The sequence below is a fragment of the Pseudomonas sp. AF03-9 genome (assembly GCF_020515815.1).
Classification (GTDB): Bacteria; Pseudomonadota; Gammaproteobacteria; order Pseudomonadales; family Pseudomonadaceae; genus Aquipseudomonas.
In genome coordinates this window covers 494,656-520,962 of record NZ_JAHPJF010000001.1, presented here as the reverse complement: position 1 = coordinate 520,962, position 26,307 = coordinate 494,656, and the positions used below count along the sequence as shown (strand labels likewise).

Sequence of the window (26,307 nt, the reverse complement as noted above, 5' to 3'; positions counted from 1 at the left end):
GCTTTCGCGAGCAAGCCCGCTCCCACAGTTTTTCCCGCATTTCTTCAGGTCAATCGTTGAACTGGTAGTGCAATTCGTTATCCCGGCTGCTGATCCGCACACCCGCCAACGCCTTGCCTTCGAGCATGCGCGTGAGGAATTCACGGCTCATGTCCGGCAGCAGGCTGTTGGTCAGGATCGTATCGATCATGCGCCCGCCGCTTTCAGTCTCGGTGCAACGCGAGACGATCAGATCGACCACCGCGTCGTCGTAATCGAACGCCACCTTGTGCGTACTCTCCACACGCTTCTTGATGCGGCCCAGTTGCAGGCGGGTGATCGCCTTGAGCATCTCGTCGCTGAGCGGGTAGTACGGAATCGTCACCAGGCGCCCCAGCAGCGCCGGCGGGAAAATCTCCAGCAGTGGCTGGCGCAGGGCCTTGGCGATCTCTTCCGGCTCCGGCAGGTTCGCCGGGTCTTTGCACACGTGGGAAATCAGCTCGGTGCCGGCGTTGGTGGTGAGCAGGATCAGGGTGTTCTTGAAGTCGATCACGCGGCCTTCGCCGTCTTCCATCACGCCCTTGTCGAACACCTGGAAGAAGATTTCATGCACGTCCGGGTGGGCTTTTTCCACCTCGTCCAACAGCACCACGCTGTAGGGCTTGCGCCGCACGGCTTCGGTCAGCACGCCGCCTTCGCCATAGCCGATGTAACCCGGCGGTGCGCCCTTGAGGGTCGACACCGTGTGGGCTTCCTGGAACTCGCTCATGTTGATGGTGATCACGTTCTGCTCGCCGCCGTACATGGCTTCGGCCAGGGCCAGGGCGGTTTCGGTCTTGCCCACGCCGGAGGTGCCCGCCAGCATGAACACGCCAATCGGCTTGCTCGGGTTGTCGAGTCCGGCGCGGGAGGTCTGGATGCGCTTGGCGATCATCTGCAAGGCATGGTCCTGGCCGATGATGCGTTTTTTCAGGTGCTGGTCGAGGTTGAGCACCGTCTCCAGTTCGTTGCGTGCCATGCGGCCCACCGGGATGCCGGTCCAGTCGGCGACCACCGAGGCCACGGCCTGGTAATCCACGGTCGGCAGGATCAGCGGGGTTTCGCCTTGCAGGGCGCTGAGGCGCTGTTGCAGGTCGACCAGTTGAGCGCGCAATGCATCGTTGCCGCTGTCCACCGCGCCGACGGTCTCGCGCAGGGTCGCGCGGGTGGCGAGCAGTTCGTCCACCAGGGCCTTTTCTTCGGCCCAGCGGCTTTCCAGGGTGGCGAGACGCTCACGCTCGGCGCTCAACAGGGCTTCGGTATTGCTCTGGCGCGCGCCAATCGCAATGCCGATGGCATGCTCGCGGGCGATGATCTGCAGCTCGGTTTCCAGCGCTTCGATACGCCGGCGGCTGTCGTCCACTTCCGCTGGCACCGCATGCAGGCTGATGGCGACGCGGGCGCAGGCGGTGTCCAGCAGGCTGACGGATTTGTCCGGCAGTTGGCGCGCGGGGATGTAGCGGTGGGACAGCTTCACCGAAGCTTCCAACGCCTCGTCGAGGATCTGCACCTGATGGTGCTGCTCCATGGTCGAGGCCACGCCGCGCATCATCAGCAGGGCCTTGTCTTCCGAAGGTTCGGCAACTTGCACCACCTGGAAGCGACGGGTCAGGGCCGGGTCTTTCTCGATGTGTTTTTTGTACTCGGCCCAGGTGGTCGCGGCCACGGTGCGCAAGGTGCCACGGGCCAGCGCTGGCTTGAGCAGGTTGGCCGCGTCACCCGTGCCGGCGGCGCCACCGGCACCCACCAGGGTGTGGGCTTCGTCGATAAACAGGATGATCGGCTTGGGCGACGCCTGCACATCTTCGATGACTTGGCGCAGGCGCTGTTCGAACTCACCTTTCATGCTCGCACCGGCTTGCAACAGGCCGACGTCGAGGCTGCGCAGTTCCACGTCTTTCAGCGCTGGCGGCACGTCACCGGCGACGATGCGCAGGGCGAAGCCTTCGACCACGGCGGTCTTGCCAACGCCCGCTTCGCCGGTGAGGATCGGGTTGTTCTGGCGGCGGCGCATGAGGATGTCCACCAGTTGGCGGATCTCTTCATCACGACCCACGATCGGGTCGAGCTTGCCGCTGCGCGCCTGTTCGGTGAGGTCGACGGTGAAGCGCTTGAGGGCTTCCTGCTTGCCCATGGCACTCGGCGCCATGGCGCCGCTGGCTTCGCCCGGAACCCCGGCGTTGAAACCGTCGCTGGCGCTCAAGGCATTTTCCGGCGAGTCGCCGACGTATTCGTCAAAACGTTCGCTCAGGGCTTCGGCCTTGATCTTGTCGAATTCCGACGACAGGCCCAGCAGCGCATGGCGCAGGCTCGGCGTCTTCAAGATGCCCAGCACCAGGTAGCCGGTGCGCACCTGGCTTTCGCCGAACATCAGGCTGCCGTAGACCCAGCCGCGCTCAACGGCTTCCTCCACATGGGACGACAGGTCGGTGATCGACGTCGAGCCACGGGGCAGGCGGTCCAGCGCTTCGGTGAGGTCACGGGCCAGGCGCGCCGGCTCGACGTTGAACTGGCGGATGATGCGGTGCAGGTCCGAGTCCTGCAGTTGCAGCAACTGGTGGAACCAGTGGGCCAGTTCCACATACGGGTTACCGCGTAATTTGCAGAACACCGTGGCGGCTTCGATGGCCTTGTAGGCCACGCTGTTGAGTTTGCCGAACAGTGCGGCGCGACTGATTTCACCCATGCTCTGGATTCCTTGAGGTGGTGGCGTGATCGGCGTAATGCCGGGCCAGGATTAGGTCGTTGGCGTCTTGCTCGGGTTTGCCGAGCCAGGTGTTGAAGCCCAGGCGGAACCGGCCATTGAGTTGCAGCGCCGGGACTTCGGGTTGTTGCAGGACCAGGTTCAAGTCCCAGTCCAATTCATGCCCCAGGTACTCGGCCACCCATGCCACCAGCTCGTTGAACGGCTGTTGGCCGGGCAGCATGCCCATGTAGTCGTCGAGGCTGAGCGGGCCGAGGCGGATGCGGAATTTATGCTGGCGGTCCCACACGTGGCTGCCCAGGCAAAAATCCACGCCCAGGCGGTTGGCGCTGACCCCGACGCGGCTGCGTTCGGGCAGTTCCAGCCATTGGCCGACGTACTCTTCGATCGTCACCGGCAGGCCAAAATACTCGCCGAGGATCGCCTTCAAGCCGTCCGGGTAGCGGGTTTGCGCCGACAGGTGGCCGCTGTAATGCAGCTTCGCCGTGTCGGGGATCAGGCCCTGATCGAGCAGGCTCGGCATGCCGCGACCGCTCAGGGCGGCGAGGCGGGCGGACCAGTAATCGTCGTGCGGGCGGTCGTGGCTGACCGTCGGCCGCGCCTCGGCCCAGGCCCGGTAAAACAGGCTGAGCAGGCGGTGGTGGAACACGTCCAGAAACTGTTTGCTGGTGCTGTCGGCGTTGTTGCGCTGGCGCTCGCGCACGTACTCGGTGATGTGCAGCGGCAGCGGGCCGTTGGGGCCGCCAAGGCCAAAGAAGAACTGCTCCAGGCGCGCCGGTTTGCCGTCGCCACCCGGATCGACCGAGGCCAGGGTGGCCGGGGCGAAGGTGCAATCGGCCCGTTGGCCAAGGCGCAGCGGGTCGTCCGCCAGGCGCAGGGAATGGCCCAGGCGCGGCAACTCTGGCGATTCGCACTCGATACGCCGCAGCGCCTGGAAAAAATCGTATTCCCAGGGTTCCTGATGCATCGCATCCAGGGTCTTCACAGGGTTGGCCGCCGCCCGGGCTTGGCTTTCCAGCGCATGATCTCGCCGCGCTCCGTGGTGCGGATCACCGTCTCGGTAAAGCTGTTGATCGACACGTAGCGCGTCAGGAAGCGTTCCAGTACCGCACCAAGCAGGAACACGCCGGTGCCGCGAAACGCGTTTTCGTCGAACTCCAGGGTGATCTCCAGGCCGCGGCCAAACACAATCGGGCCGGGCATCGGCAGGCGCCGGGTCACGGCTTTGCTGCTGACCTCGCGCAGGCCTTCGATCTGCAATTGCAGCGCGGCGTCGTTGCTGTCGCCGTACAGGCGCAGCAGTTCGCGCAAGGCGCCGGCCCCCTGGCCCTGTTCGCTTAAGGAAAGGTAATTGAGCGAGAGCTGGCTGATCAGGCGCCAGGCCTTGGCGTCATGCGCATGGCTGGCCCGTGGGCGGCTCGGGCCGGCGACGCAGCGCACGGCCAGCACCGGGGCGCTGTCGGCCAGGGTGAAGTCGGTCTTGCCGTTGCCCACGCTCATGAACAACGGCAGGTCACGGTTGGTGCACAGGGCGGTCACGCCGAGTTGGCGCAGGTCGTGGCCGTACGGCGCTTGGCGGCTGTCGACCAGGCTGACAAAGGTTTCGCTGCCCACATAGGTCGAGCGCGGCCCGTTGCGACGCTGGTCGCTGGACAGCACCCGTGGCTCGCGGCGCACCGTGTAATACGCCTGGTCGCGGCCGTAACGCGACGGATCGCGCACCGCGTAGAACGGCAAGAACGGCTGTTCCGGCCCGGTGCCATGGCCCGTCAGGCCGCTGAGCGAGTGAATCTCGAAATCCATCGGCCGCGTACGGTCGGCGATCACATGGTGTTCGTTGACGCGGTCGGACAAGTGGATACGGTCCACGCGCTTGGGAAACAGGTTGATTGCCGGCGTGCAGAACGGCAGGAACTGCGCCGCGCCGACGCTGCCTTCCAGGCTCGGCTCGTGGCGGTCGAACAGCACGATCAACTCCAGCTCCTGGCCGTCGCAGCGTTTGATCGCACGGCCCAGCTCGGCGAATTCGACGAACAGGAAACGGTGGGGCAGGGCGAAGTATTCCTGCAACAGGCGATAGCCCTGGAACGCGCGCGCCACCACCGGCATGGCGGCGTCGGCGTCGTCAAAACCCCGGGAGCGCAACGCGTCCTGCGGCAGGCGTTCGACCCAATCGCCGCCGGGCTTGCGCGCAAATACCGCGCAGGCGTTGCCCAGCAGTTGCTCGTAAAGGCGGAACGGTTGCTCATCGGCGCCACTGAGGTACAGCGGCAAGGTGTCGAGGTCGAGGCTGTTGAACGGCAATTCGGCGCCGGTGCGCAAGGTCAGGCGCAGGCCGGCCTTGGCTTTCGGCTCGCTGGCGGCCAGGCGCCCGAGCACGGCGGCGGGGTTGCCGAAGTATTCGGCATTGGCCACCTGCAATGGCCACAACGTCACCGGGTGCGCGGTGCGGTACTCGCAGCAGGTCTGGGTTTCGCGGCCCAATGCGGCGCGCAGGACGGTGTCGCGGGGCAGCGGGAAGCCGCTGGCCAGCGAGCCTTCGTCCGGGTCGGTCTGCAATTGCACCACGGTCATCGACGGCGTCGGCGCCAGGTAGTGCGGGTAGGCGATTTCCAGCAGGTTGTGGGTGAAGGTCGGGTACTCGGCGTCGAGCTTGAGCTGCACGCGGGCGGTCAGGTAGGCAAAGCCTTCGAGCAAGCGTTCGACGTACGGGTCGGCGCAGTCCATGCCGGACAGGGTCAGCCGACTTGCGATCTTCGGGTATTCCTTGGCGAACTCGGCGGCGCTTTCGCGCACGTGGTGCAGTTCCTGGTTGTACAGCTCCAGCAGGCGCGGGTTCATGGGCGTCTCCGCTGGTCGGCATTCACCACGCGCACGTGGCCGGATTCCAGGTCGAGGTCGGTTTGCAGCAACAGGCGCAACGGCACCGGCTGCGCCCACAGGTCGCCTTCGATCTCGAAACTCAGCGCGTTGTGGTTCATCTCGCCGTGGCCGACGCGGGCTTTGACGCGCAGGGTGTGGCGCAGAATGCGTGGCTCGAAGGTGGCGATCGCCTGGTAGATCAAGGCTTCCAGAGCCTTGATGTCGACGCCGGAAACACTGTTGCCAGCCAATGCCGGCAGGCCGTAGTTGACCACCGACGTACCGGCCGGGGTGTGCAGCGTGGCATCGGCATCGAGCAACGACGTGGTGTTGAGCAGCCACGCCAGGTCACGCAAAACCGAGGCTTTCAATTGGGTCAGGGACAGCACGCGTTTGTCGGCGCTTTCCTTGGGGTTGGTTGGGTCGTCGTCGGTCAACCTGTCCAGCAGGGACGGTTGCAGACGGTCGCGGGAAGCGATTTCAGTTACCACCAAAGCAGCTCCACGGACGGGTTGCGAGAGGAACAAAAATGCTGGGGCCGTGGCGGCAAGCCACGGCCACCAGAACTATCAGCGCTTGGTGTTGGAACGGATGTTCCAGCCAAACTTGATCGCGCCGCCGTCTTTGGTGCCGTCGGCTTTCTGCGGCTGGTAGTCGACCATCACTTGGGCGAAGTTCAGGGTGACGTTCTCGGTCAGGCGATCATCGGAGCCCGAACCGCCAGTGCTCAGGGACGTGACCAGCACTTCTTCCAGGTTGATCACCATGTACTCGACCTGGCTTTCACCACCGGCCTTGCGCACGGTCAGCTTGACCTTGTCGATGTGCTTGCCGCTGGCGCAGTGCATCATCAGGTTCGGCGAAGCCTTGTCGACGTACTTGGTCAGCGACAGGTCCTGGATATTCACCTTGCCCGCGCCGCCGCCACCGCCAACGTGCATGTTGCCGGACTGGGCCATGCCCCAGCTCCAGTTCAGCACGTCGATTTCGTCCTTGTGGGCCTTGTCCATGGACTCGCCCTTGATGTCGCCGATCTTGATGAAAATATCAACAGCCATGTTTTCTCCCTGTGTGGCCCAAGCCACTGAATTTGATTTGTGTGGGAGTCGCTTTGTGTGGGAGCGGGCTTGCTCGCGAAAGCGGTGTATCAGTCAAAGATAGTTCGACTGACCCACCGCTTTCGCGAGCAAGCCCGCTCCCACACAAGCCCCTCCCACAGACGAGCGAATGGTTTAGGCGGATTTTGCCGAAGGCAGCTTCGATACCAGACGCAACGACACGGTCAGCCCTTCCAGTTGATAGTGCGGGCGCAGATAGAACTTGGAGTTGTAGTAACCCGGGTTGCCTTCCACTTCTTCCACGATCACTTCGGCGGCGGCCAACGGGTGCTGGGCCTTGGTGGTTTCGGTGGAGTGGGCCGGATCACCGTCCACGTAGTTCAGGATCCAGTCCTGCAACCAGCGCTGCATCTCGTCCTTCTCTTTGAAGGAGCCGATCTTGTCGCGCACGATGCACTTCAAGTAGTGGGCGAAGCGGCAGGTGGCGAACAGGTACGGCAGGCGCGCGGCCAGGTTGGCGTTGGCGGTGGCGTCCGGGTCGTCGTATTCGGCCGGTTTCTGCAACGATTGCGCGCCGATGAAGGCGGCAAAGTCGGTGTTTTTCTTGTGCAGCAGCGGCATGAAACCGTTCTTCGCCAGTTCCGCTTCGCGGCGGTCGCTGATGGCGATTTCGGTCGGGCACTTCATGTCCACGCCACCGTCATCGGTCGGGAACGTGTGGGCTGGCAGGTTTTCCACTTCACCGCCGGATTCCACGCCACGGATGCGCGAGCACCAGCCGTAGTGCTTGAACGAACGGTTGATGTTCACCGCCATCGCGTAGGCGGCGTTGGCCCAGGTGTACTTGGAGCTGTCGGCGCCGTCGGTGTTTTCTTCGAAGGCGAAGGCTTCCACCGGGTCGGTCTTGGCGCCGTATGGCAGGCGCGCCAGGAAGCGCGGCATGGTCAGGCCGATGTAGCGCGCATCTTCCGATTCACGCAGGGAGCGCCAGCCGGCGTATTCCGGGGTGGTGAAGATCTTGGTCAGGTCGCGCGGGTTCGACAGTTCCTGCCACGAGCCCATGCCCATCACGGTCGGCGAAGCGGCGGCGATGAACGGCGAGTGCATCGCGGCGCAGACTTTCGACAGCTCGCCCAGCAGCTCGACATCCGGCGGCGACTGGTCGAAGTAGTAGTCGCCCACCAGGCAGCCGTACGGTTCGCCGCCGAACTGGCCGTATTCTTCTTCGTACATCTTCTTGAAGATCGGGCTCTGGTCCCACGCGGTGCCCTTGAATTTCTTCAGGGTCTTGTGCAGGTCCGGCTTGGAGATGTTGAGCACGCGGATCTTGAGCTGCTCATCGCTCTCGGTGTTGTTGACCAGATAGTGCAGGCCGCGCCAGGCGCTTTCCAGCTGCTGGAAATCCTGGTGGTGGATGATCTGGTTGACCTGAGCGGTGAGCTTGGCGTCGATGGCGGCGATGATCGATTCAATCGACTTGATCGCGTCGTTGGACACCAGGTCAGTCTGCGCCAGGGCCTGTTCTGCCAGGGTACGCACGGCGGTTTCCACGGCTTCGCGGGCACGCTCGGTCTTGGGCTTGAACTCTTGCAGCAGCAGGTTCGCGAACTCGCTGGCTTCTTCGGTGGCGCCCAGGATCTGGGAGCCTTCGCGGGCGGTATTGTCAGTCATGATTACTGGTCCCCTGCAGGCTTGGGCGCACTGGCAAGTGCTTGCAGCAGTGCCGGGTCCTTGATCGCCTTCATGATGATTTCTTCAGCGCCGGTCTTGCCGTCCATGTAGGTCAGCAGGTTGGCCAGCTGGGTGCGGGCTTCGAGCAGTTGGTTCAGCGAGTCGACCTTGCGGGCCACGGCGGCCGGGCTGAAGTCGTCCATGCTTTCGAAGGTGATGTCCAGGCTCAGGTTGCCTTCGCCGGTCAGCTCGTTCGGCACGTGGAAGGCCACGCGCGGTTGCATGGCCTTGAGGCGCGAGTCGAAGTTGTCGACGTCCACTTCAAGGAACTTGCGGTCGGCCACGGGCGCCAGAGGCTCGGCGGGCTTGCCGGCGAGGTCGGCCATCACGCCCATCACGAAGGGCAGCTGGACCTTTTTCTCGGCGCCGTAGAGCTCGACGTCGTACTCGATCTGCACTCGAGGCGCGCGGTTGCGCGCGATGAATTTCTGAGAACTTTGCTTCGCCACGTTGCTGCTCCTGGTCGCTTGAGCGACGGTGTTGTTACTGCACAGCCGGGCGGTTTACTCGCCGTCCGGGCCGCGCAGGTTTTCAAATTGGGACATGCCGTCGGGAATCAGATTGCGCACGATGGCCGCGAAGTCGGCGTGCACCAGATTCTTCGCCCGGTTCAACAGCACCGGCAGCGGGCTCGAAGGCTCGTGCCGGGTGTAGTACGCAAGGATCTTGTCGAGGCTGCGCAGCACGTCATCGCGGCTGGCGATGTCGCCCACCGGGCGCGGTGCTGCGGGGGCGGCGTATTCGACCGAGGGGGCACTGTCGTCACTGACGGCCTCGGGCTCGCTGCTGCCTTCGGTGCCGGGCACCGCTTGATTGAGTATTTGCAGCGCCTGCTTGAGCGGCTGCTTCAAGGCGCTGAGGTCCACGCCCTGGGCGGAACCGACCTGCTCGTTGACCTGCTGCTCGATGGCTTCGCAGGCCGCCCGCGCTGCACTCAGGGCGTCGCGGGTGGCTTGCAGGTGCTCGGGGTCGCTGTCGAGGAAGGCGGCGTTGAGCTGCTGGGTGCCGAGGGTTTCATCGGCGAAGTTTTGCAGGCCGCTGGCGTTGAGCGCTGCGCGCAGGCTCACCGGGCCGAAGGTGCGCGAGCGCGTGAGGATGCTTTCGCGCAGCAGGCGAATGTTGGTGTCGCAGGTCAGGCCGGTGAGGGCGTTGATGCGCACGGTGGGGTCGTTGTCGTCGTCGGCATCCAGGCGCGGGTGCAGGTCGGCCCAGTAGTCACGCAGCAGTGCGTTGATCAGCGACAGGGCTTCGGCAAGCCCGGCCACACCCTGGAGGGCGAGGCTGCTTTGCACTAGGAAATGGGTGATGCGCAGGTCTTTGCTGCGCTGCAGCAAGTCCAGGCTTTGCTGCTGGATGCTGCGCCATTCCGGCGGTTCAGCGGGCAGGATGGAGTCGCCCATGCTGCGCTCGGGTTGGCCCTTGGCGGCACGCTCAAGTTGAAGAAAGTCTGCGTCATATTCCATGTCTTCACCACACGGCGAAGTCGCGGAAACGGCGGTGAGCAGCAACGGCACATCCACTGAATTCGATCTCCCTATCAGCCCGTTAGATGGCGGGCAATTCATGCATTAGTTGCGCGGGGAACTTTGCATGTTTTCTCGGTCATATAAGCAAGATGCCACTACTGTGCCATCACTGGTATTCGAGAAGTTGTGCATTTTTGGTGTAGTACTTATGCCTTGTCAAGGTAAGCTATTCGCCCTCTGTGACAGATGTGCGGTGTTTAACAACCTGCGCGACTGATGGGTCGAACGGCGCACCGGGATAGGATTTTTGTCATGGAGCCCAGTTAAGATCAGCGATCATGCTGGCATTGGCTGGTTTTGATGGTCGATTGCACGACCTGATGGGGATTTCTCGGGAACCGCTGTCCCGGGAGTCGACCGCGCGCGAAGTATCAGCAAGGAGGCAAGATGGCGCTGTGTTTGACTATCACTAGTTATCACAAGATTACCCCTGGGCAATGCCCCGAAAAGTCCATGAATCAGGGCGTGATGGCTATTGGCCGCAGCGCGGATAATGACTGGGTATTGCCTGACCCTGAGCGCCTGGTGTCTTCCCAGCATTGCGTTATTCAATACAAAGATGGCCGTTATTATTTAACCGATAACAGTACAAATGGTGTGGAGTTGGTTAACGCCGGCATCCGTCTGCGCAGAGGTAATAGCGAGCCGCTGCAAGATGGTGAGTTGATCCGTATCGGCGATTACGAGATCCAGGCCCGCATCGACTTCAATGTGCAGGCCGTCGACAGTCAGCCGTTTGTCGGCGATTCCTCGAACAGTTTCGAAGCGCTGATGGGCGCGGTGGCGAGCAAGCCTGCGCCGATGCCCGCGCCTGTGATCGCGCCTCAGTTCCAGGGCGCCTCGTCGATGGACACCCTGCCGGACCTGTTCGACTTCCTCAGCCCCACCGCCGTGCCGCCGCCGACCGTCGCCGATCATGTGCCGTCCGAGCAGCATGATTTCCGTCCGCCGACGCCGGTTGTCGTCGAGAAGCCCGTGGTATCCGGTGCGGTGATTCCCGAAGACTGGGACCTGTTTGGCGACGCGCCCGCCCCGGTCGTGTCCGCGCCACCGCCACCGCCACCGCCGCCGTCACCAGCGCCTGCGCCAGTCGTGCAGCCGCCACCCGTGATCGAAGCGCCGGTCGCCAACCCGGCACAACCCGACCTGCTGCAAGCCTTCCTGCGCGGCGCCGGCCTTGAGCAGTTGAACCTCGACAAGGCCCAGGCTGAAGCGCAGATGGAAAACATCGGCCGCAGCTACCGCCTGATGGTCGACGGCCTGATCGACGTATTGCGCGCCCGCGCCAGCCTCAAGGGCGAGTTCCGCATGCAGCAGACGATGATTCAGCCTGCCGAAAACAATCCGTTGAAATTCGCGCCGAACGCCGACGAAGCGTTACTGCTTCTACTGCGCCACGGCAACCAGGCGTTTATGGCACCGGATGCCGCCGTGCGCGACAGTTTCAACGACCTGCGTGCCCACCAACTGGCGGTGATGGCTGGTGTTGAAGCAGCGATCAAACACCTGCTCACGCGCTTTGAGCCGGCGCAGCTGGAAGAGCGTATGGGCAAGCCCGGCGGGCTCTCGAGTATTTTCAACGGTTCGCGCCAGGCCCAGTACTGGCAGCAGTTCACCGAGCTCTACAGCAATATTTCCCGCGAGGCCCAGGAAGATTTCCAGGACCTGTTCGGCCGCGAGTTCAGCCGCGCCTACGAAGAGCACAGCGCACGACAGCGTCGCTAAACATCGCAGTACATGGATTAACGGAAAGCTAAGTACGTCATTGAGGACGCAGGATGATTCCCAGGTTTTTACTCGCAGTCGCCACGATGCTGCTGCTGACGGCGTGTGCCAAAGATGCCGCCGCACCCGCAGCGCCCGTCGAGGATGAGGCAAACACGGCCGCCATCGAGCTGCATTTCCACGCCATCGAAGGCCTCAACCCCGGCGCCAACGGCCAGGCCGCCCCGGTGCGGGTGCGCATCTTCGAACTGAAAAACGCCGCTACCTTCGCCCGTTCCGATTACTTCGCACTGGCTGACCGCGCCCAGTCCACCCTCGGCCTCGACCTGCTGGACCAGGACGAAGTGGTGGTGCAGCCCGGCCAGCAATTGAGCATCCAGCGCGACCTCGACCCGTCCACGCGCCAGATCGGCCTGCTGGTGGGTTACCGCGAGTTGGACCGCGCGCAATGGCGCACGGTGATCAACGTGCCGGCGCGCCAATACACCGAATACCAGATCAGCCTCGATGTGCGTGCCGTGCGCGCCGACATCGCGGTCACCCCATCCAGCCCTGCCCAATAAAAAGCAATCGGAGCCCCCATGTCCTGGAACAATCGCGTGGTCTGGTCGGAAGGCATGTTCATCGGAACGCAGCACTTCCAGCAGCATGACCGTTACCTGGAAAACCTGATCGACGCCCGCAGCCGCCCGCTGTCTGCAGGGGCCTGGGGCTTTTCCGAACTGCTGATCGACCAGGGCCTGCTGGCCCAGGGCAAGCTGGCAATCATCTCGGCACGCGGCCTGTTGCCCGACGGCACGCCGTTCAACATCCCCCAGGATGACCTGGCGCCGAGCCCGCTGAACATCGACGACCACCTGCGCGACGGCCTGGTGTACCTGGCCTTGCCGCTCAAGCGTGCCGGTGCCCGCGACACCGTGGACGAAGGCGAAGCCCTGGAAGCCGCCCGCTACGTAAGCCAGGTGCGCGAAGTGCGTGACGACAACGCGCCGTTCGAAAACCGTGCGCCGGTGGCGGTGGGCTCCCGCGCCCTGCGCCTGCTGACCGCGCAGGACGGCATCAGCGATTACGCCGCCATCGGCCTGGTGCGCATCAAGGAAAAGCGCGCCGACCGCGCCTTGGTCCTCGATGACACCTACATCCCGCCGGTTCTCGATGTAGCCGCGAGCAAACCGCTGGCGGCCTTTCGCAGCGAACTGCTGGGCCTGCTGCACCAGCGCGGTGAAGCCCTGGCCGGGCGCGTGGTTGCATCGGGCGCCGGTGGCGCGTCGGAGATTGCCGACTTCATGCTGCTGCAACTGGTCAACCGCGCCCAGCCGCTGATCCAGCATTTCAGCCAACTCAGCCCGCTGCACCCGGAGCGGTTTTTCAGCGAGCTGGTGAGCCTGGCCGGTGAGTTTTCGACCTTCTCCACCTCAGGCCGTCGCCCCCAGGAATACCCGCAATACCAGCACGACGACCTGGCCGTGAGCTTCGCCCCGGTCATGGCCGCACTGCGTGAAGCGCTGTCGATGCTGATCGACAGCAAAGCCACGCCGATCCCGATTGTCGAGAAAGCCTACGGCATCCACGTGGCGATGCTGGCCGACAAGACCCTGCTCGACAGCGCCAATTTCATCCTCGTGGTGCGTGCCGATGTGCCCGGCGAAACCCTGCGCGCGCGCTTCGGCCAGCAAAGCAAGGTCGGCTCGGTGGAGCACATCCGCGACATGGTCAACCTGCAACTGCCGGGCATCGGCCTGCTGCCGCTGCCGGTGGCGCCGCGTCAACTGCCGTACCACGCGGGCAGTACCTATTACGAGCTGGACCGTGGCAGCGAGCACTGGCAGCAGCTGCAGAATTCCGGTGGTTTTGCCTTCCACATCGCCGGGCAGTTCCCGGGCTTGAACCTGGCCTTCTGGGCGATCCGAGGATAATCCGCGATGCACCCCAATGATGACGACCGCACCCAGTTCATGCCGCGCCCCGGTGGCCGTGCGCCGGAGCCTGCGCGTGCCGAACCCTCGCCCCTGGCGATGCCGGCCGCGCCGATGCTCACTGGCAAAAGCCAGGGCCTCAACCCGTTGGAAAGCGCCGCCGGCCCGCTGCTGGCGTTGTTGACGCGCCTGCGCAACACCATCGCTCACCCGGCACCGGCCAGCCTGCGTGCGCAGTTGCTGGCGTACCTGCGCCAGTTCGAAGAGCGCGCCGAGGCCGCCGGCATTGCCCGCAACGAGGTGCTGCTGGCGCGTTACGCGCTGTGCACCGCCCTCGATGAAGCCGTGTTGAGCACGCCGTGGGGCAGCGCCAGCGACTGGGGCAAGCAAAGCCTGCTGATCACCGTGCACAACGAAGCCTGGGGCGGCGAGAAAGTCTTCCAGTTGCTCGACCATTGCCTGCAAAGCCCACGGGAACGCCTGTACCTGCTGGAGCTGTTGTACCTGTGCATGTGCCTGGGTTTTGAAGGCCGCTACCGCGTGATGAACGACGGGCGCAGCCAGTTGGAAGCCTTGCGCGAACGCACCGCAGCGGCCATCCGCAGTGCCCGCGGTGAACACGAGCGCGAGCTGTCGCCGCACTGGCGTGGGGTGACCGTGGCGCGTGATCGCCTGGCGCAATTCATGCCGCCGTGGATCGCCGTGGCCATCGGCGTGGCGCTGCTGCTGGCGTTGCTGTTTGGTCTGCGGCTCAAGCTGGCGGCGGATGCCGAGCCGGTGTTCAAGAATATTCATGCCCTGGGCGAGATCCCGGTGCAGGCCATCGACCGCCCGGTGGCGCAGCCGAAAGTGATCGAGCGGCCGCGTCTGGCCGGCTTCCTGGTCGAGGACATCAAGGCCGGGCGCGTCGCCGTCGAGGATGCGGTGGACCGTTCGGTGGTGACTATTCGCGGCGATGAGCTGTTCGCGTCGGCCAGCTCCAGCATTGTCGATGACTACCAGCCACTGATGCTGCGCATCGCCGATGCGATTCGCAAAGTGAAGGGCCAGGTGCGTGTCACCGGGCACAGCGACAACCGTCCGATCGCCACGCTGCGCTTCCCGTCCAACTGGGCGTTGTCCGAGGCGCGGGCCAAGTCGGTGCTGGAGATCCTGGCGGCCAAGACCGGCCAGGCCGAACGCTTCAGCGCCGAAGGGCGCAGCGACACCGAGCCGGTGGCTACCAACAGCACCGCCGAAGGCCGTGCCCGCAATCGTCGGGTTGAAATCACCGTATTGGCGGAGGGCGTCGAGTGAAGGCGTTTTTCAGTTTCATGATTCGCTGGGTGATCCCAGTGCTCGGGCTGATTGCCCTGAGTTTGATCATCTGGTTTGTCGGGCCGTTGCTCGATGTGTTGGTCCCGCAAGGCCGTCGTTGGGCGCTGATCATCCTGGTGTTCGGCGTGTGGCTGGCCTACCGCGTGTGGCGCATCATCCAGGCACGCCGTCAGGCCGCCGAAGTGATGCGCAGCCTCGCCGCTGAAACCCCGGTCGATCCAAACTCGGTCGCCACCGCCGAGGAACTCAGCACCCTGCGCCAGCGCATGGACGAAGCCTTGGCGCTGCTGAAGAAAGCCAAGCTCGGCGGCGATGAGCGACGCAATCTCTACGAACTGCCGTGGTACGTGATCATCGGCCCGCCGGGTTCGGGCAAGACCACCGCGCTGGTCAATTCCGGCCTGCATTTCCCGTTGGCCGCCCAACTGGGCGCCGGTGCGGTACGTGGCGTCGGCGGTACGCGCAACTGCGACTGGTGGTTCACCGACCAAGCGGTATTGCTCGACACCGCTGGCCGCTACACCACCCAGGACAGCAACTCCACAGTGGATAAAGCCGCGTGGCTGGGCTTCCTCGGCCTGCTGAAGAAACAGCGCTCGCGCCGTCCCATCGATGGCGCCTTTATCGCCATCAGCCTGTCGGACCTGCTGCTCGGCAGCGACGCCGAGCGCGCCGCCCACGCTGCGGCGATCCGCCTGCGTATCCAGGAGCTGTACACCCAGCTGGGCGTGCGTTTCCCGATCTACCTGATGCTCACCAAGCTCGACCTGGTGCCGGGCTTCATGGAGTACTTCGACAACCTGAGCAAGGAAGAACGTGCCCAGGTGTGGGGCATGACCTTTGCCCTGGACGACGGCAAGAACAGCGACAGCCCGTTGGCGCACCTGCAAAGCGAATTCGCCGGTCTCGAACAGCGCCTCAACGAACGCCTGGTGGAGCGTCTGCAACAGGAACGCGACCCGGCGCGGCGCGACCTGATCTACGGCTTCCCGCAGCAGTTCGGTGCGTTGAAGGATTGCCTGCAAAGCTTTCTTGAAGGTGTGTTCAAACCCAACGCCTTTGAAGAGCGCGTATTGCTGCGCGGCGTGTACTTCACCAGCGGCACCCAGGAAGGCAGCCCGATTGACCGCCTGATCGGCGCGATGGCCCAGAGCATGAACCTGGACCGCCAGCACCTGGCGCGCCAGAGCGGCACCGGACGCAGTTACTTCATCGAAAAACTCTTCACCGCCGTGGCGTTTGCCGAACGCGGCCTGGTGGGGGTGAATCCCAAGGTCGAGCGGCGGCGCAAGTGGGTCGCCCGTGGCGTACTGGCGGCCACCGTGGCGTTGGTGCTGGTGGTCAGCAGCCTGTGGTGGGTGAGCTATCGCGCCAACCAGGCGTATATCGCCCAGGTAGACCAGAAGGTCGCGCCGCTGGGCCAGACCGTGCAGAACCTGAGCCCGGCACAACGCGAAGTGCTCGCGGTACTGCCGTTGCTCAATGCGGTGAAGAACCTTGCTGGGGATTCGCCGAGTTGGTCAGAAGGCTTGGGCTTGTACCAGGGCGACATGCTTGAAGCCGAGTCCGCCAGCGTCTACCGCAAGCTGTTGATCGCCGTGCTCGCGCCGCGCCTGGTGACGCGCATCGAAGAACAACTGCACGCGGGCGGCAATTCCGACTTCCTCTACGAAGGCCTCAAGGCCTACCTGATGCTGGCTGACAGCGAGCATTACGATCCAGATTTCATCAAGGCCTGGATTGCCCTGGACTGGGACCGCAACCTGCCGCGTGATCTGCCGGCCGAGCAGCGCCAGGCGTTGAGCGGGCATTTGCAGGCACTGTTCGATCGTCATCCGCCGAGTGCGCGTCTTGATCCACGCTTGATCGACGACCTGCGTCGGCAACTGCAACAGCTGCCGGTGGCGCAGCGCGTCTACGACCGGGTCAAGCGCCAGAAACTGCCGGAAGGCATCGCGGATTTCCGCCTCAACGAAGCCGCCGGCCGCGATGCCGCGCTGGTGTTCAGCCGCAAGAGCGGCAAGCCGCTGGGCGAGCCGTTGAGTGGCTTCTTCACGGCCAAGGGGTATCGCCAGGCGTTCCTGCTGAGCAGCCTGAACCAGACCGGCACCCTCGCCGAAGAGCAATGGGTGTTGGGCCATGAACAGGCCGACCAGCAAAATGTGGTGAGCCTGGCCGCCGACGTGCGCCGCCTGTACTTCCAGGACTACCAGCGTCAGTGGGATGCACTGCTCGCCGACATCGACTTTGTGCCAATCACCAGCGTGGCCCAGGCCGCCGATGTACTGCGGGTGATTTCCGGCCCGACCTCGCCGCTGAAAAAACTGCTGGTGGCGGTGGCCAAGGAAACCGATCTGCAGGCCGAGGAGCGTCAACTGGCGGCCAAAGGCGTGCCGGTGGAAGGTGGCGTAGACAAGCTCAAGGAGCGCCTGGGCAGCTTGCTCGGCCAGGAACAACCGAGCGCCAACGCTGCGCAAGCCTCGGATGATCCGGTGACGGCGCACTTTGCCGAACTCAACAGCATCGTCAGCAAGAACGAAGGTGAACCGGCGGCCATCGACGCTTTGCTCGCGGATATGAACGCGCTGTACGTGCAGGTCAGCGCCATGGTCGGCGCCAGCGGCGATGCGTTGCTCGGCGAGGCGAAGAACCAGGCGGCGGCTGCGGCCACGCGGGTCAGCCTGAATGCCGAACGCCAGCCGCCGTTGGTGCAGGGCATGGTCAAGTCGGTGGTTAACTCCACGACCAACAGCATGATGGGCGGGGTGCGCAACCAACTGAACGCGGCCTGGATGAGCGAAGTGGTCAACGTCTATCGCCAGTCCCTGGCCGGGCGTTATCCCCTGGCACCGGGGAGTGCGCGGGATGCGACCCTGGACGACTTCGGCATGTTCTTCGGCGTGGGCGGGGTGATGGATAACTACTTCCGCAAATACCTGCAGCCTTACGTGGACACTTCCACCCAGACCTGGCGCTGGCAGCCGGGCGCGGCGCAGAAGCTCGGGATTGCGCCGGGCGTGCTGCAAACCTTCCAGCGCGCCGCGACGATCCGTGATGCGTTCTTCCGCGCAGGCGGTACGCAGCCGATTGTGCGTTTCGAACTCAAACCGGTGTCGATGGACCCAACCATCACCCAGTTCCTGCTCGACCTCGACGGCCAGCAACTGAGCTACGACCACGGCCCGAGCCGCCCGGTGGCCATGCAGTGGCCGAACCCCGGCAGCATCGGCGTGGTGCGCATCTCGATCATGCCCCCTGCCGCCAGTGGCCGCTCCGGCGTGACCCTTGATGGGCCATGGGCCTGGTTCCGTCTGCTGGAGCAATCGGACCTGACCCCGGGCAACTCGCCAGACCGTTTCAACCTGCGCCTGCGTGTGGATGGCGCGAGCATCGCCTACGAATTGCGCGCCAACAGCGCCTTCAACCCGTTCAAGAGCCGCGTACTCAGTGGCTTCAGCCTGCCGGAGCGGCTATGACGACGCTGGGTTTCTACGGCAAATTGGCCAGCCGTGGCGACTTTGTCAGCCGCGCCTTGCCCCAGAGCTTTGTCGGCCCGTGGGACAGCTGGCTGGCGGCCGGTTTGCTCGCCAGTCAGAACAGCCTCGGCGCCGATTGGCTCAACGTGTATCTGGTCAGCCCGCTGTGGCGCTTCGTCCTGGCGCCGGGTGTGTGCGGGCCGGACGCAGCGGCAGGGGTGGTGATGCCGAGCATTGATCGGGTCGGACGCTATTTCCCGTTGGCGGTGGTTGCGCTGCTGGATCACGACACCAATCCGGCGTCCCTGGTGGGCGGGCCGGACACCTGGTTCGAGCAGGCCGAAGAGCTGCTGCTGAGCACACTGGACAGCGGTGCAAGCTTTGAAAGCTTCAACGCTGGCCTCGACCAACTGGGCGTCCCGACCCTTGAGCTGCGTGCGGTAGACAGCCGCTTCGCCGGCCTGCAACGGGTGTCCGCCACTGAGCCCCATAGCCGCATGACCGCGCTCGCCGAACAGGCCTGCGAAGGTGCGAGCCTGTGGTGGGGCCGAGGTTCGCAACGTATTTCACCCGGTTTATTGCGGTGTCAGGGCCTGCCTGCCGCCGGCGATTTTGCGCAGTTTTTGCTCGGACAAGAAGGTGTGGTGTAGATGGGGGCGACGTACAAATCCGCGAGCAAAAGCCATGTGGGCATGGTGCGCCAAGTCAACGAAGACGCCTGTCTGGATCTGCCGGAAAACCGCCTGTGGGTGGTGGCCGACGGTATGGGCGGACATGCGGCGGGGGACTATGTCAGCAGCCTGATCGTCGACAGCTTGCGCAGTGTGGCGCCGGGCCGTTCCCTTGAGGAGTATTCGGCGGCGCTGCGCAACGACCTGGTACGCATCAACGCCGCTGTGCGCGAAGAAACCGTCAACCGTGGCGTGACCTTGATGGGCAGCACCGTGGTGTTGCTCGCCGCACGCGGTTTGCGCGGCGTGTGCGTGTGGGCCGGCGACAGCCGCTTGTACCGCCTGCGTGACGGCGTGCTGGAGCGCATTTCCCGCGACCACAGCTACGTGCAAGACCTGCAAGACAGCGGCCTGCTCAGCGAAGCCGACGCCCGCGTGCACCCGCGCGCAAACATTGTCACCCGCGCCATCGGCGTCGAGGCGCAGCTGGAACTGGCGGTGGTCGACCTGCTGATCGCCCCCGGCGACAGCTACCTGCTGTGCAGCGACGGCCTCAACAAGACCGTCGAAGACCACGAAATCCGCGAAGTCCTCAGCCACGACGCGCCGGACGAAATCGTCCGCAGCCTGGTGCACCTGGGTCTCAACCGGGGCGCGCCGGACAACATCACCACCATCGTCGTGAAGGTCTCGGCATGAATATCCTGATCCCCGGCTACGACATCGACGGCGAAATCGGCGAAGGCGCCATGGCCAGCGTGTACCTGGCGACCCAACGTTCGCTGGAGCGCAAGGTGGCGTTGAAGGTGATGGCGGCGGCGCTGGCGGCCGACCCGACCTTCTGCGAGCGATTCCTGCGCGAGGGCAAGACCCTAGCGCGCCTGTCGCATCCGCACACGGTGACCATCCATGACATCGGCAACGTCGGTGAGCTGTATTACATGGCCATGGAATACCTGCCCAACGGCACGCTCAAGGAGCGCATCGCCGCCGGCATGACGCCGGAGCAGGGGGTGACGCTGATCCGCCAGATCGCCTCGGCGCTGGGCTATGCCCACGCCCAGGGCCTGGTGCACCGCGACGTGAAGCCGGCGAACATTCTGTTTCGCGCCGACGGCACGGCGGTATTGTCGGATTTTGGCATCGCCAAATCCCTGGACGACCGCACCCAGTTCACCCAGGCCGGTTTTGCCGTGGGCACACCGAGCTACATGAGCCCGGAACAGGCGCGGGGCCAGGAGATCGATGGCCGCGCCGACCTGTATGCGCTGGGCGTGGTGTTGTATGAAATCCTCGTCGGCAAGCTGCCCTACAGCGGCACCGACGCGCTGTCGACGGCGCTGGCGCACCTGACCGAACCGCTGCCGGAATTGCCGGTGCATCACGGCCGTTATCAGGACGTGCTGCGCAAACTGTTGGCCAAGGACCCGGCTGAGCGTTTCCCGGATGCGGCGGCGCTGTTGCGGGCCTTGGACAACCTGCCGGGGGACTCCCCGGAAGCCACGCTGGTGCGGCCGTTGCCGATCCCGATGAGTTTTGACCTGGGGGGCATTACCCCAGAGTCGATCGAAATCCCCACCGAGAAACCCCAGCCGGTGTGCCAACCCGTGGTGCCACCGTCCCAGCACAGCGAGCAGCGCCGTGGGCCGGTGTTGGCGCTGGCGGCAGTGGCAGTGGCGGTTGCACTGGCGATGGGTGGCGCGAGTTACTGGTGGTTGAGCGGCAGCGACGAGCCGGTGGCCAAGCCACCTGCCGCCGAGGTACCGAAAGTCACGCCACCGCCGCCAGCGGTCGCCGAAGTCGATGGTGGCCAACGCCCGCTGTTGATGGCGGGCAAGAAGACCCTGTTCCAGCGCGTGCTCAGCAAGCCGGGCGCGAAACTGTCAACGGATGCCGGCGGCGCGCCAGGCAAGGCCCTGCCGGCGTTCTCCGTGCTCTACGTCTACCAACGCAAAGACGTCGATGGCAGCCCGTGGGTACGTGTCGGCGCGGCCACCGATGGGCGCAGCGACGGCTGGTTGCCGGCGGCACAGGTCAGCGACTGGAAACAAAGCCTGGTGCTGAAATTTACCGAGCGCTCGGGCCGGGCACCGGTGATGTTCCTGCGCCAATCCGGCGAAGTGGAAAAACTGCTGGCTGATCCTTCCGCAGCCAAAGGCGTGCTGGCCAAGGCGCAGAAAAACAGCGAAGACAACAGTCAGATCCTGGCGTTGGAGCCCGCAGCCAGTGCCGTGCCGCAGAACCAGTTCTACCTGTTGCCGATCTTCGACTCCAAAGAGAGCTTCGACGAAAACGGCCAGCCGGTGCAGTTGCTGAATGTGGCGTCCATCGATCCCGGCAGCAGCGCGGTGGCAAAACCCGCAACGCCGGTGATCAGCGCCAACGCCGACGCCTTTCGCACCGCCGTGGTGTTGGTGGTCGACACCACGGTGTCGATGCAGCCCTACATCGACCAGGTCCGCGACGTGGTGCACGAGCTGCAAACCCGCATCGCCGAACGTGGCGAGTTGGACAGCGTCAGCTTTGGCATGGTGGGTTTCCGCAGCAGCGTGAAGAAGACGCCGGGCCTGGAATACGTGGCCAAGACCCTGATCAGCCTGGATCAAGGCCGCGACCCGCAGCGCTTCCTCGACATGGCGCGGCAGGTCAAGGCGTCCACGGTGTCCAGCCATTCCTTCAACGAAGACGCGTTCGCCGGGGTGATGCAGGCGGTGGACGGCATGGACTGGTCCGGCTATGGCGGGCGCATCATCCTGCTGGTCACCGACGCCGGTGCGCTGCGCAAGAACGACCCGTTCGCCGCCACCCAGATGAACGAAGCCGAAGTGCGCCAGGCCGCGCTGGGCAAGCAGATCAAGATCTACGCCCTGCACCTGCGCACCGACGTTGGCAAGAAAACCCACGCCGGTGCCGAGAGCCAGTACCGCATCCTCACCGCCGACGCCAACCCGCAGATCGGCGACCTGTACACGCCGGTGCCCGGTGGCGATGTGCGCAAGCTCGGTGAGCGTGTGGATGAGATCGGCACGGTGTTCGCCAACCTCGTGCACCAGGTGCGCAGCAACACGCCCCAGCCGGTGCCGTTGCTGAGCAGCACGCCGAGCCTGGCGGACAAATCCGCCGCCGTCGGCTACGCCATGCACATGGATTTCCTCGGGCGCAAAACCGCGAGCCAGGCACCGCAACTGGTCAGCGCCTGGACCGCCGACCGCGACCTGACCAACCCGGCGCTGCCGGCGTTCCAGGTGTGCGTGATGCTGACCAAGTTGCAGCTCAACGACTTGCAGCAGTCGCTGAAACTGATCGTCGATGCGGCGCGCAAGACCCAGACCTCGCCGAAGGATTTCTTCCAGGAAATCGCCAGCGCCTCGGCCTACATGAGCCGCGACCCGCAAGCCCTGCGCAAGGGCGGCAACCTGGCCGACGGCGGCATTCTCGGCGAATACCTGGAGGGCCTGCCGTACCGCAGCAAGTCGCTGAACATGACCCAGGATTTGTGGTTGTCGTTGAGCGTGGCCGAGCAGGAAGATTTTATCGACGAGCTGGATTCGAAAATCCGCCTCTACGAAACCTTCCACAACGACCTGGCCAACTGGGTCCGTTTCGGTGATGCCGAGCCGGGCGACGCGTTGTACCGCGTGCCGTTGTCGACGTTACCGTGATGCTGAACCTGAGCGCGGTGCACAAGAGCCGGGGCGTCGGCAGCCAGCGCTACAGCCTGGTGATTCCGGCGCTGGCGCTGCGTGCCGGCGAGCAAGTGGCGATTGTCGGGCCCAGCGGTTGCGGCAAAAGCACTTTGCTGGACCTGCTGGCGCTGGTATTGGCGCCGGATCAGGTCGGGCAGTTTGAGTTTCATCAGCAGGACATTGCCGGGCTGTGGCGCGCTGATCGGCAATCCGCGTTGGCCGCGCTGCGTAGCCAGCACTTGGGGTATGTGCTGCAAACCGGCGGCCTGCTGGGCTTTCTCGATGTGCGTGGGAATATCGCCTTGTCCCGGCAACTGCTGGGCTTGAAGGACGATGGCAGCGTGACGCGCCTGGCCGAGCAATTGGAGATCGGCGACCAGTTGGCCAAGAAGCCGGCGGCATTGTCGGTAGGCCAGCGCCAGCGCGTCAGCTGTGCCCGCGCCCTGGCCCATGCGCCGCAACTGGTGCTGGCGGACGAACCCACGGCGTCCCTCGACCCCCTGAACGCCGAGCGCGTGATGCAGGCGCTGCTCGCGCAGGCTCGCCAGCACCAGGCAGCCTGTGTGATCGCCACCCATGACGAGCCCCTGGCCCGCGCCAGCGGCTTGCCGGTGCGGCGCATCAGTTGGCGTCGCGACACCGACGGCGGCGTCACCGCGACCCTCGGGGAGGCGTGCTGATGCGCATCGGCTTGGTGGCGTCGCTGGCCTGGCAGGATTACCGCAACGATGCGTGGCTGTCGGCCTGTTCGGTGCTGGCGTTGGTCGCGGTTATCGCGCCGTTGCTGGTGTTATTCGGCCTGAAATTTGGACTGGTTAGCAGTTTGACCGAACGTTTGGAGACCGACCCCGCTACCCGTGAAATTATTCCGCTGGGCGGTGGTCGATTCAGCAGTGCGTTTATCGAGCAACTGGGCGAGCGCAGTGAGGTAGCCTTCGCCATCCCGCGTACGCGGCAGATTGCAGCGACGGTGCAGGTGGGCAGCCTGGCGTTGGAAATGCTGCCGAGCGCCTCGGGTGATCCGCTGCTGGCCGGCTTGCCGGTGCCCCGGGGCCTGGACCAGGTCGTGCTGAGCCACACCGCTGCCGAAAAGCTTGCGGCGCGGCCTGGCGATTGGCTGGAAACCAGCTTTGCGCGGCAGGTGGCCGGGCGTGTCGAAGCCCAGCGCACACGCGTACAGGTGCTGGCGGTGTTGCCGCTGGAGGCCTTTGCCCGTGACGGTTTGTTTGCCGACCTGGGTTTGCTGGAAGCGGCGGAAGACTACCGTGATGGCCGCGCAGTGCCGGCGTTGGGTTGGGCCGGTGAAGCGGTGGGTGTGAGTGAGCAGCGTGTGTACCCGGCATTCCGCCTGTACGCCCGCAACCTCACCGATGTGGAACCGCTGCGCGTGTACTTCGCCGGGCAGAACCTGTTGGTGTCGACCCAGGCGCAGACCATCGCCCAGGTGCAGTCGTTGAGCCGCAACCTGTCTATCGTGTTCTGGGTGATCTGCGGGTTGGCGTTGGCAGGGGCGTTTGCGGCGATCTTCGCCGGGGCCTTGGCCGCCGTGGCGCGCAAGCGCCGGGAGTTGTCGGTGTTGCGCCTGCTGGGGTTTTCCACGGGTGGGCTGCTGGTGTTCGTGGTGGTGCAGGCGCTATACAGCGCGGGTTTTGCCGCCGTACTCAGTGCCGGTCTGTATGGCCTGGCCGAGGCGGGTTTGAATGAATTATTCGTGCAGGTGCCGGGCGAGTACGCCAGCCACCTGCTGGCGCGCCATTACGGCCTGGCCCTGGTTGCAGTCCTCGGCGTCAGCGCCGTGGCGGCGGCTTGTGGTGGTTGGCGAGTGGCGCGTATCCAGGCTTCTGAAGGAATCAGAGATGTATAAGTTACTGGGCGCCTGTGTGGCGCTGACCCTGGCCTCGATGGCCTGGGCCGATGAGGCGAGTGACAAGCTCGACAACCCCAAGCCCTTGGAAGGGGATGTCAGCCTGCCGCTGCCCTGCGAAGGCAACATGGTGTTCCGCTACGCCTACGTGTTGGCCCAGGGCACCCTGGATGACCGCGAGATCAGCCTCGGCTACCCCTTTGCCGAAGGCGAGGCGGGTTACCAGCAATCGTTTATTTCCGGTTACCGCCGCGACTTCATCAACGGCCAGTTCACCCTCAAGGACTTGCCCAAAGACTGGAACAAAGTCATCGCGCCCTTGATGCCGAAGACCGACGCCAAGACCCCGCTCAAGCCCATGCTGTACTTCATCGGCAAGTACGAAGTGACAGCGCGCCAGTACGGCCAGGTCATGTCCCAGGCGCAGTCCCTGGCCAGTGGCGAGCCTGCGCCGGCGTGCGATGCGCCGACCGGGATGGCCGGGCGTTTGCCCAAGGTGAAATTGTCGCGCTTTGAGGCCGAACGCTTTTCGGCGGTGTACAGCGCGTGGCTGATGAAGTACCACCGCGACCTGCTGCCGGTGAGCGGGCGTGGTTCGTCGGCAGAGGATGGCGGCGTCGGTTTTGTGCGGCTGCCTACCGAAGTCGAGTGGGAGTTCGCTGCACGCGGTGGCCAGGCGGTGAGTCGTCAGGACCTGGAAGGGCGCCTGTTCCCGCGCCGCGCCGAAGGCAGCGACAGCGACGGCCCGCTGGGCGACTACGCAGTGTTCAACCAGGTCGCCGGCGGCACCGGCCAGGCTGCACGCCTGATGCCCATCGGCACCAAGCTGCCCAATCCCATTGGGATGTTCGACGTGATCGGCAACGCCGCCGAGATGGTCCAGGAATCCTTCCAACTGGTGCACGCCGGACGTCGCCAGGGCACCTACGGTGGCTTTGTGGTCAAGGGCGGCAACTACCTGGAAGGTGAGGGCACGCTGTTCACCGGCATGCGCCGTGAATACCCGCTGTTTGGCGCCGATGGCACCGAGCAGAGCAACGAGACCACCGGTTTCCGCGTGGCGATCGGCGCGCTGTCGGCACCGCGTTCGCGCTACAAGGAGCTGTTCGCCCAGTGGCAGAAAGAGGGCCGCCTGGCCTCGCTGACCGACGCCATCGACGACGCCCAGGACCCGACAAAGCGCCTGGACAGCATCATCGCCGCCAGCGTCGACCCCAAGCTGCAAGCCGAGCTGGGGCTGGTCAACGAGGAGCTCAAGCGCAACGTCTCGCTGATCGCCCAGCAACGCGAGGAAGCGGCGGGCAACCTGATTCAGTCGGCCGCGCTGGTGGCCGAGACCATCGCCAACTACAACATCCGCCTGGCGAACCTGCAGAAGAGTCGCCAGCAGGCGCTCGACAAAAAGGACGAGGCCAGCGCGCAACTGTTCGACATGGCCATCGCCAATGGCCGCAGTGCCCTCGACGGCGCAGTGGCGATCTATATCGACAACCTGGCCACCGGCACGCGTTATACCGATGCGGTGATCCAGGCGCAGTTTCAACGGATCAAGGAAGAGTTGGATCGCAAGCCGGTGCTCGGCAAGAGCCTGGTGACGCGCGCGACACTGTTCGTTCGCCATGTCGGCAACTACCGCAAGCAACAGCGGGCCGACCCGGCAACGATCTTGAAGGAATTGCTCGCAGCGAGCGGTCAGCGATGAGCGCTGGCTGTAGAGCGAGCTTGGAAGGGACTCAGGCGGCCGTGGCCGTGC

General features: G+C 64.5%; 19 protein-coding genes. 11 read left to right on the top strand and 8 right to left on the bottom strand.

Annotated elements, in window-relative coordinates:
* Positions 1–49 precede the first annotated feature (49 nt).
* The 8 genes from tssH to tssA all read right to left on the bottom strand — a co-directional run bounded on the left by tssH (position 50) and on the right by tssA (position 9,893).
* Complete coding sequence (gene tssH / locus LIY36_RS02410) at positions 50–2,704, bottom strand: type VI secretion system ATPase TssH (protein ID WP_226454695.1); 2,655 nt, start codon at positions 2,702–2,704, stop codon at positions 50–52.
* The gene (gene tssG / locus LIY36_RS02405; protein WP_192298246.1) at positions 2,697–3,740 is read right to left on the bottom strand and encodes a type VI secretion system baseplate subunit TssG; all 1,044 of its coding nucleotides are present in this window, start codon (positions 3,738–3,740) and stop codon (positions 2,697–2,699) included. The genes tssH and tssG overlap by 8 nt, the downstream gene beginning before the upstream one ends.
* Complete coding sequence (gene tssF / locus LIY36_RS02400; protein ID WP_226454694.1) at positions 3,704–5,563, bottom strand: type VI secretion system baseplate subunit TssF; 1,860 nt, start codon at positions 5,561–5,563, stop codon at positions 3,704–3,706. Before tssF ends, tssG begins: the two co-directional genes overlap by 37 nt.
* On the bottom strand, positions 5,560–6,075 hold the full coding sequence (gene tssE, locus LIY36_RS02395) for a type VI secretion system baseplate subunit TssE (protein WP_192298034.1): 516 nt from the start codon (positions 6,073–6,075) through the stop codon (positions 5,560–5,562). The genes tssF and tssE overlap by 4 nt, the downstream gene beginning before the upstream one ends.
* Positions 6,076–6,153: 78 nt before the next feature.
* Positions 6,154–6,642, bottom strand: a complete 489-nt coding sequence (locus LIY36_RS02390; protein WP_017735732.1) for an Hcp family type VI secretion system effector — start codon at positions 6,640–6,642, stop codon at positions 6,154–6,156.
* Between the two features lie 174 nt (positions 6,643–6,816).
* Positions 6,817–8,313: a type VI secretion system contractile sheath large subunit gene (gene tssC, locus LIY36_RS02385; protein ID WP_122485224.1), complete on the bottom strand. Its 1,497-nt coding sequence runs from the start codon at positions 8,311–8,313 to the stop codon at positions 6,817–6,819.
* Positions 8,314–8,315: 2 nt separating this feature from the next.
* Entirely contained in the window at positions 8,316–8,822 is a 507-nt protein-coding gene (tssB, locus tag LIY36_RS02380) for a type VI secretion system contractile sheath small subunit (protein WP_010207547.1), read from the bottom strand.
* 54 nt (positions 8,823–8,876) lie between these two features.
* Complete coding sequence (gene tssA / locus LIY36_RS02375) at positions 8,877–9,893, bottom strand: type VI secretion system protein TssA (protein WP_192298033.1); 1,017 nt, start codon at positions 9,891–9,893, stop codon at positions 8,877–8,879.
* Between the two features lie 393 nt (positions 9,894–10,286).
* Here tssA and tagH point away from each other — a divergent pair, with 393 nt between their 5' ends.
* From tagH to LIY36_RS02320, 11 genes are read left to right on the top strand one after another with little or no spacing between them, the layout of a single operon-like run.
* Entirely contained in the window at positions 10,287–11,624 is a 1,338-nt protein-coding gene (gene tagH / locus LIY36_RS02370; RefSeq protein WP_226454693.1) for a type VI secretion system-associated FHA domain protein TagH, read from the top strand.
* Positions 11,625–11,677: 53 nt separating this feature from the next.
* Complete coding sequence (gene tssJ / locus LIY36_RS02365) at positions 11,678–12,187, top strand: type VI secretion system lipoprotein TssJ (RefSeq protein ID WP_192298031.1); 510 nt, start codon at positions 11,678–11,680, stop codon at positions 12,185–12,187.
* Between the two features lie 18 nt (positions 12,188–12,205).
* The gene (gene tssK / locus LIY36_RS02360; RefSeq protein ID WP_192298030.1) at positions 12,206–13,540 is read left to right on the top strand and encodes a type VI secretion system baseplate subunit TssK; all 1,335 of its coding nucleotides are present in this window, start codon (positions 12,206–12,208) and stop codon (positions 13,538–13,540) included.
* 6 nt (positions 13,541–13,546) lie between these two features.
* Positions 13,547–14,836: a DotU family type VI secretion system protein gene (locus tag LIY36_RS02355; protein WP_226454692.1), complete on the top strand. Its 1,290-nt coding sequence runs from the start codon at positions 13,547–13,549 to the stop codon at positions 14,834–14,836.
* Positions 14,833–18,333 carry a type VI secretion system membrane subunit TssM gene (gene tssM / locus LIY36_RS02350; protein ID WP_226454691.1) on the top strand — a complete coding sequence of 1,167 codons (3,501 nt, stop codon included), beginning with the start codon at positions 14,833–14,835 and terminating at the stop codon, positions 18,331–18,333. Before LIY36_RS02355 ends, tssM begins: the two co-directional genes overlap by 4 nt.
* Positions 18,330–18,983 (top strand): type VI secretion system-associated protein TagF, encoded by a 654-nt coding sequence (gene tagF / locus LIY36_RS02345; protein ID WP_226454690.1) that lies wholly within the window; start codon positions 18,330–18,332, stop codon positions 18,981–18,983. Before tssM ends, tagF begins: the two co-directional genes overlap by 4 nt.
* Complete coding sequence (locus LIY36_RS02340) at positions 18,984–19,703, top strand: PP2C family protein-serine/threonine phosphatase (protein WP_226454689.1); 720 nt, start codon at positions 18,984–18,986, stop codon at positions 19,701–19,703.
* Entirely contained in the window at positions 19,700–22,666 is a 2,967-nt protein-coding gene (locus LIY36_RS02335) for a serine/threonine-protein kinase (RefSeq protein WP_226454688.1), read from the top strand. The genes LIY36_RS02340 and LIY36_RS02335 overlap by 4 nt, the downstream gene beginning before the upstream one ends.
* Positions 22,666–23,370, top strand: a complete 705-nt coding sequence (locus LIY36_RS02330; protein ID WP_226454829.1) for an ABC transporter ATP-binding protein — start codon at positions 22,666–22,668, stop codon at positions 23,368–23,370. Before LIY36_RS02335 ends, LIY36_RS02330 begins: the two co-directional genes overlap by 1 nt.
* Positions 23,370–24,554: an ABC transporter permease gene (locus LIY36_RS02325; RefSeq protein WP_226454687.1), complete on the top strand. Its 1,185-nt coding sequence runs from the start codon at positions 23,370–23,372 to the stop codon at positions 24,552–24,554. Before LIY36_RS02330 ends, LIY36_RS02325 begins: the two co-directional genes overlap by 1 nt.
* Positions 24,547–26,256 carry a formylglycine-generating enzyme family protein gene (locus LIY36_RS02320; protein ID WP_226454686.1) on the top strand — a complete coding sequence of 570 codons (1,710 nt, stop codon included), beginning with the start codon at positions 24,547–24,549 and terminating at the stop codon, positions 26,254–26,256. Before LIY36_RS02325 ends, LIY36_RS02320 begins: the two co-directional genes overlap by 8 nt.
* The last annotated feature ends 51 nt before the right edge of the window (positions 26,257–26,307 follow it).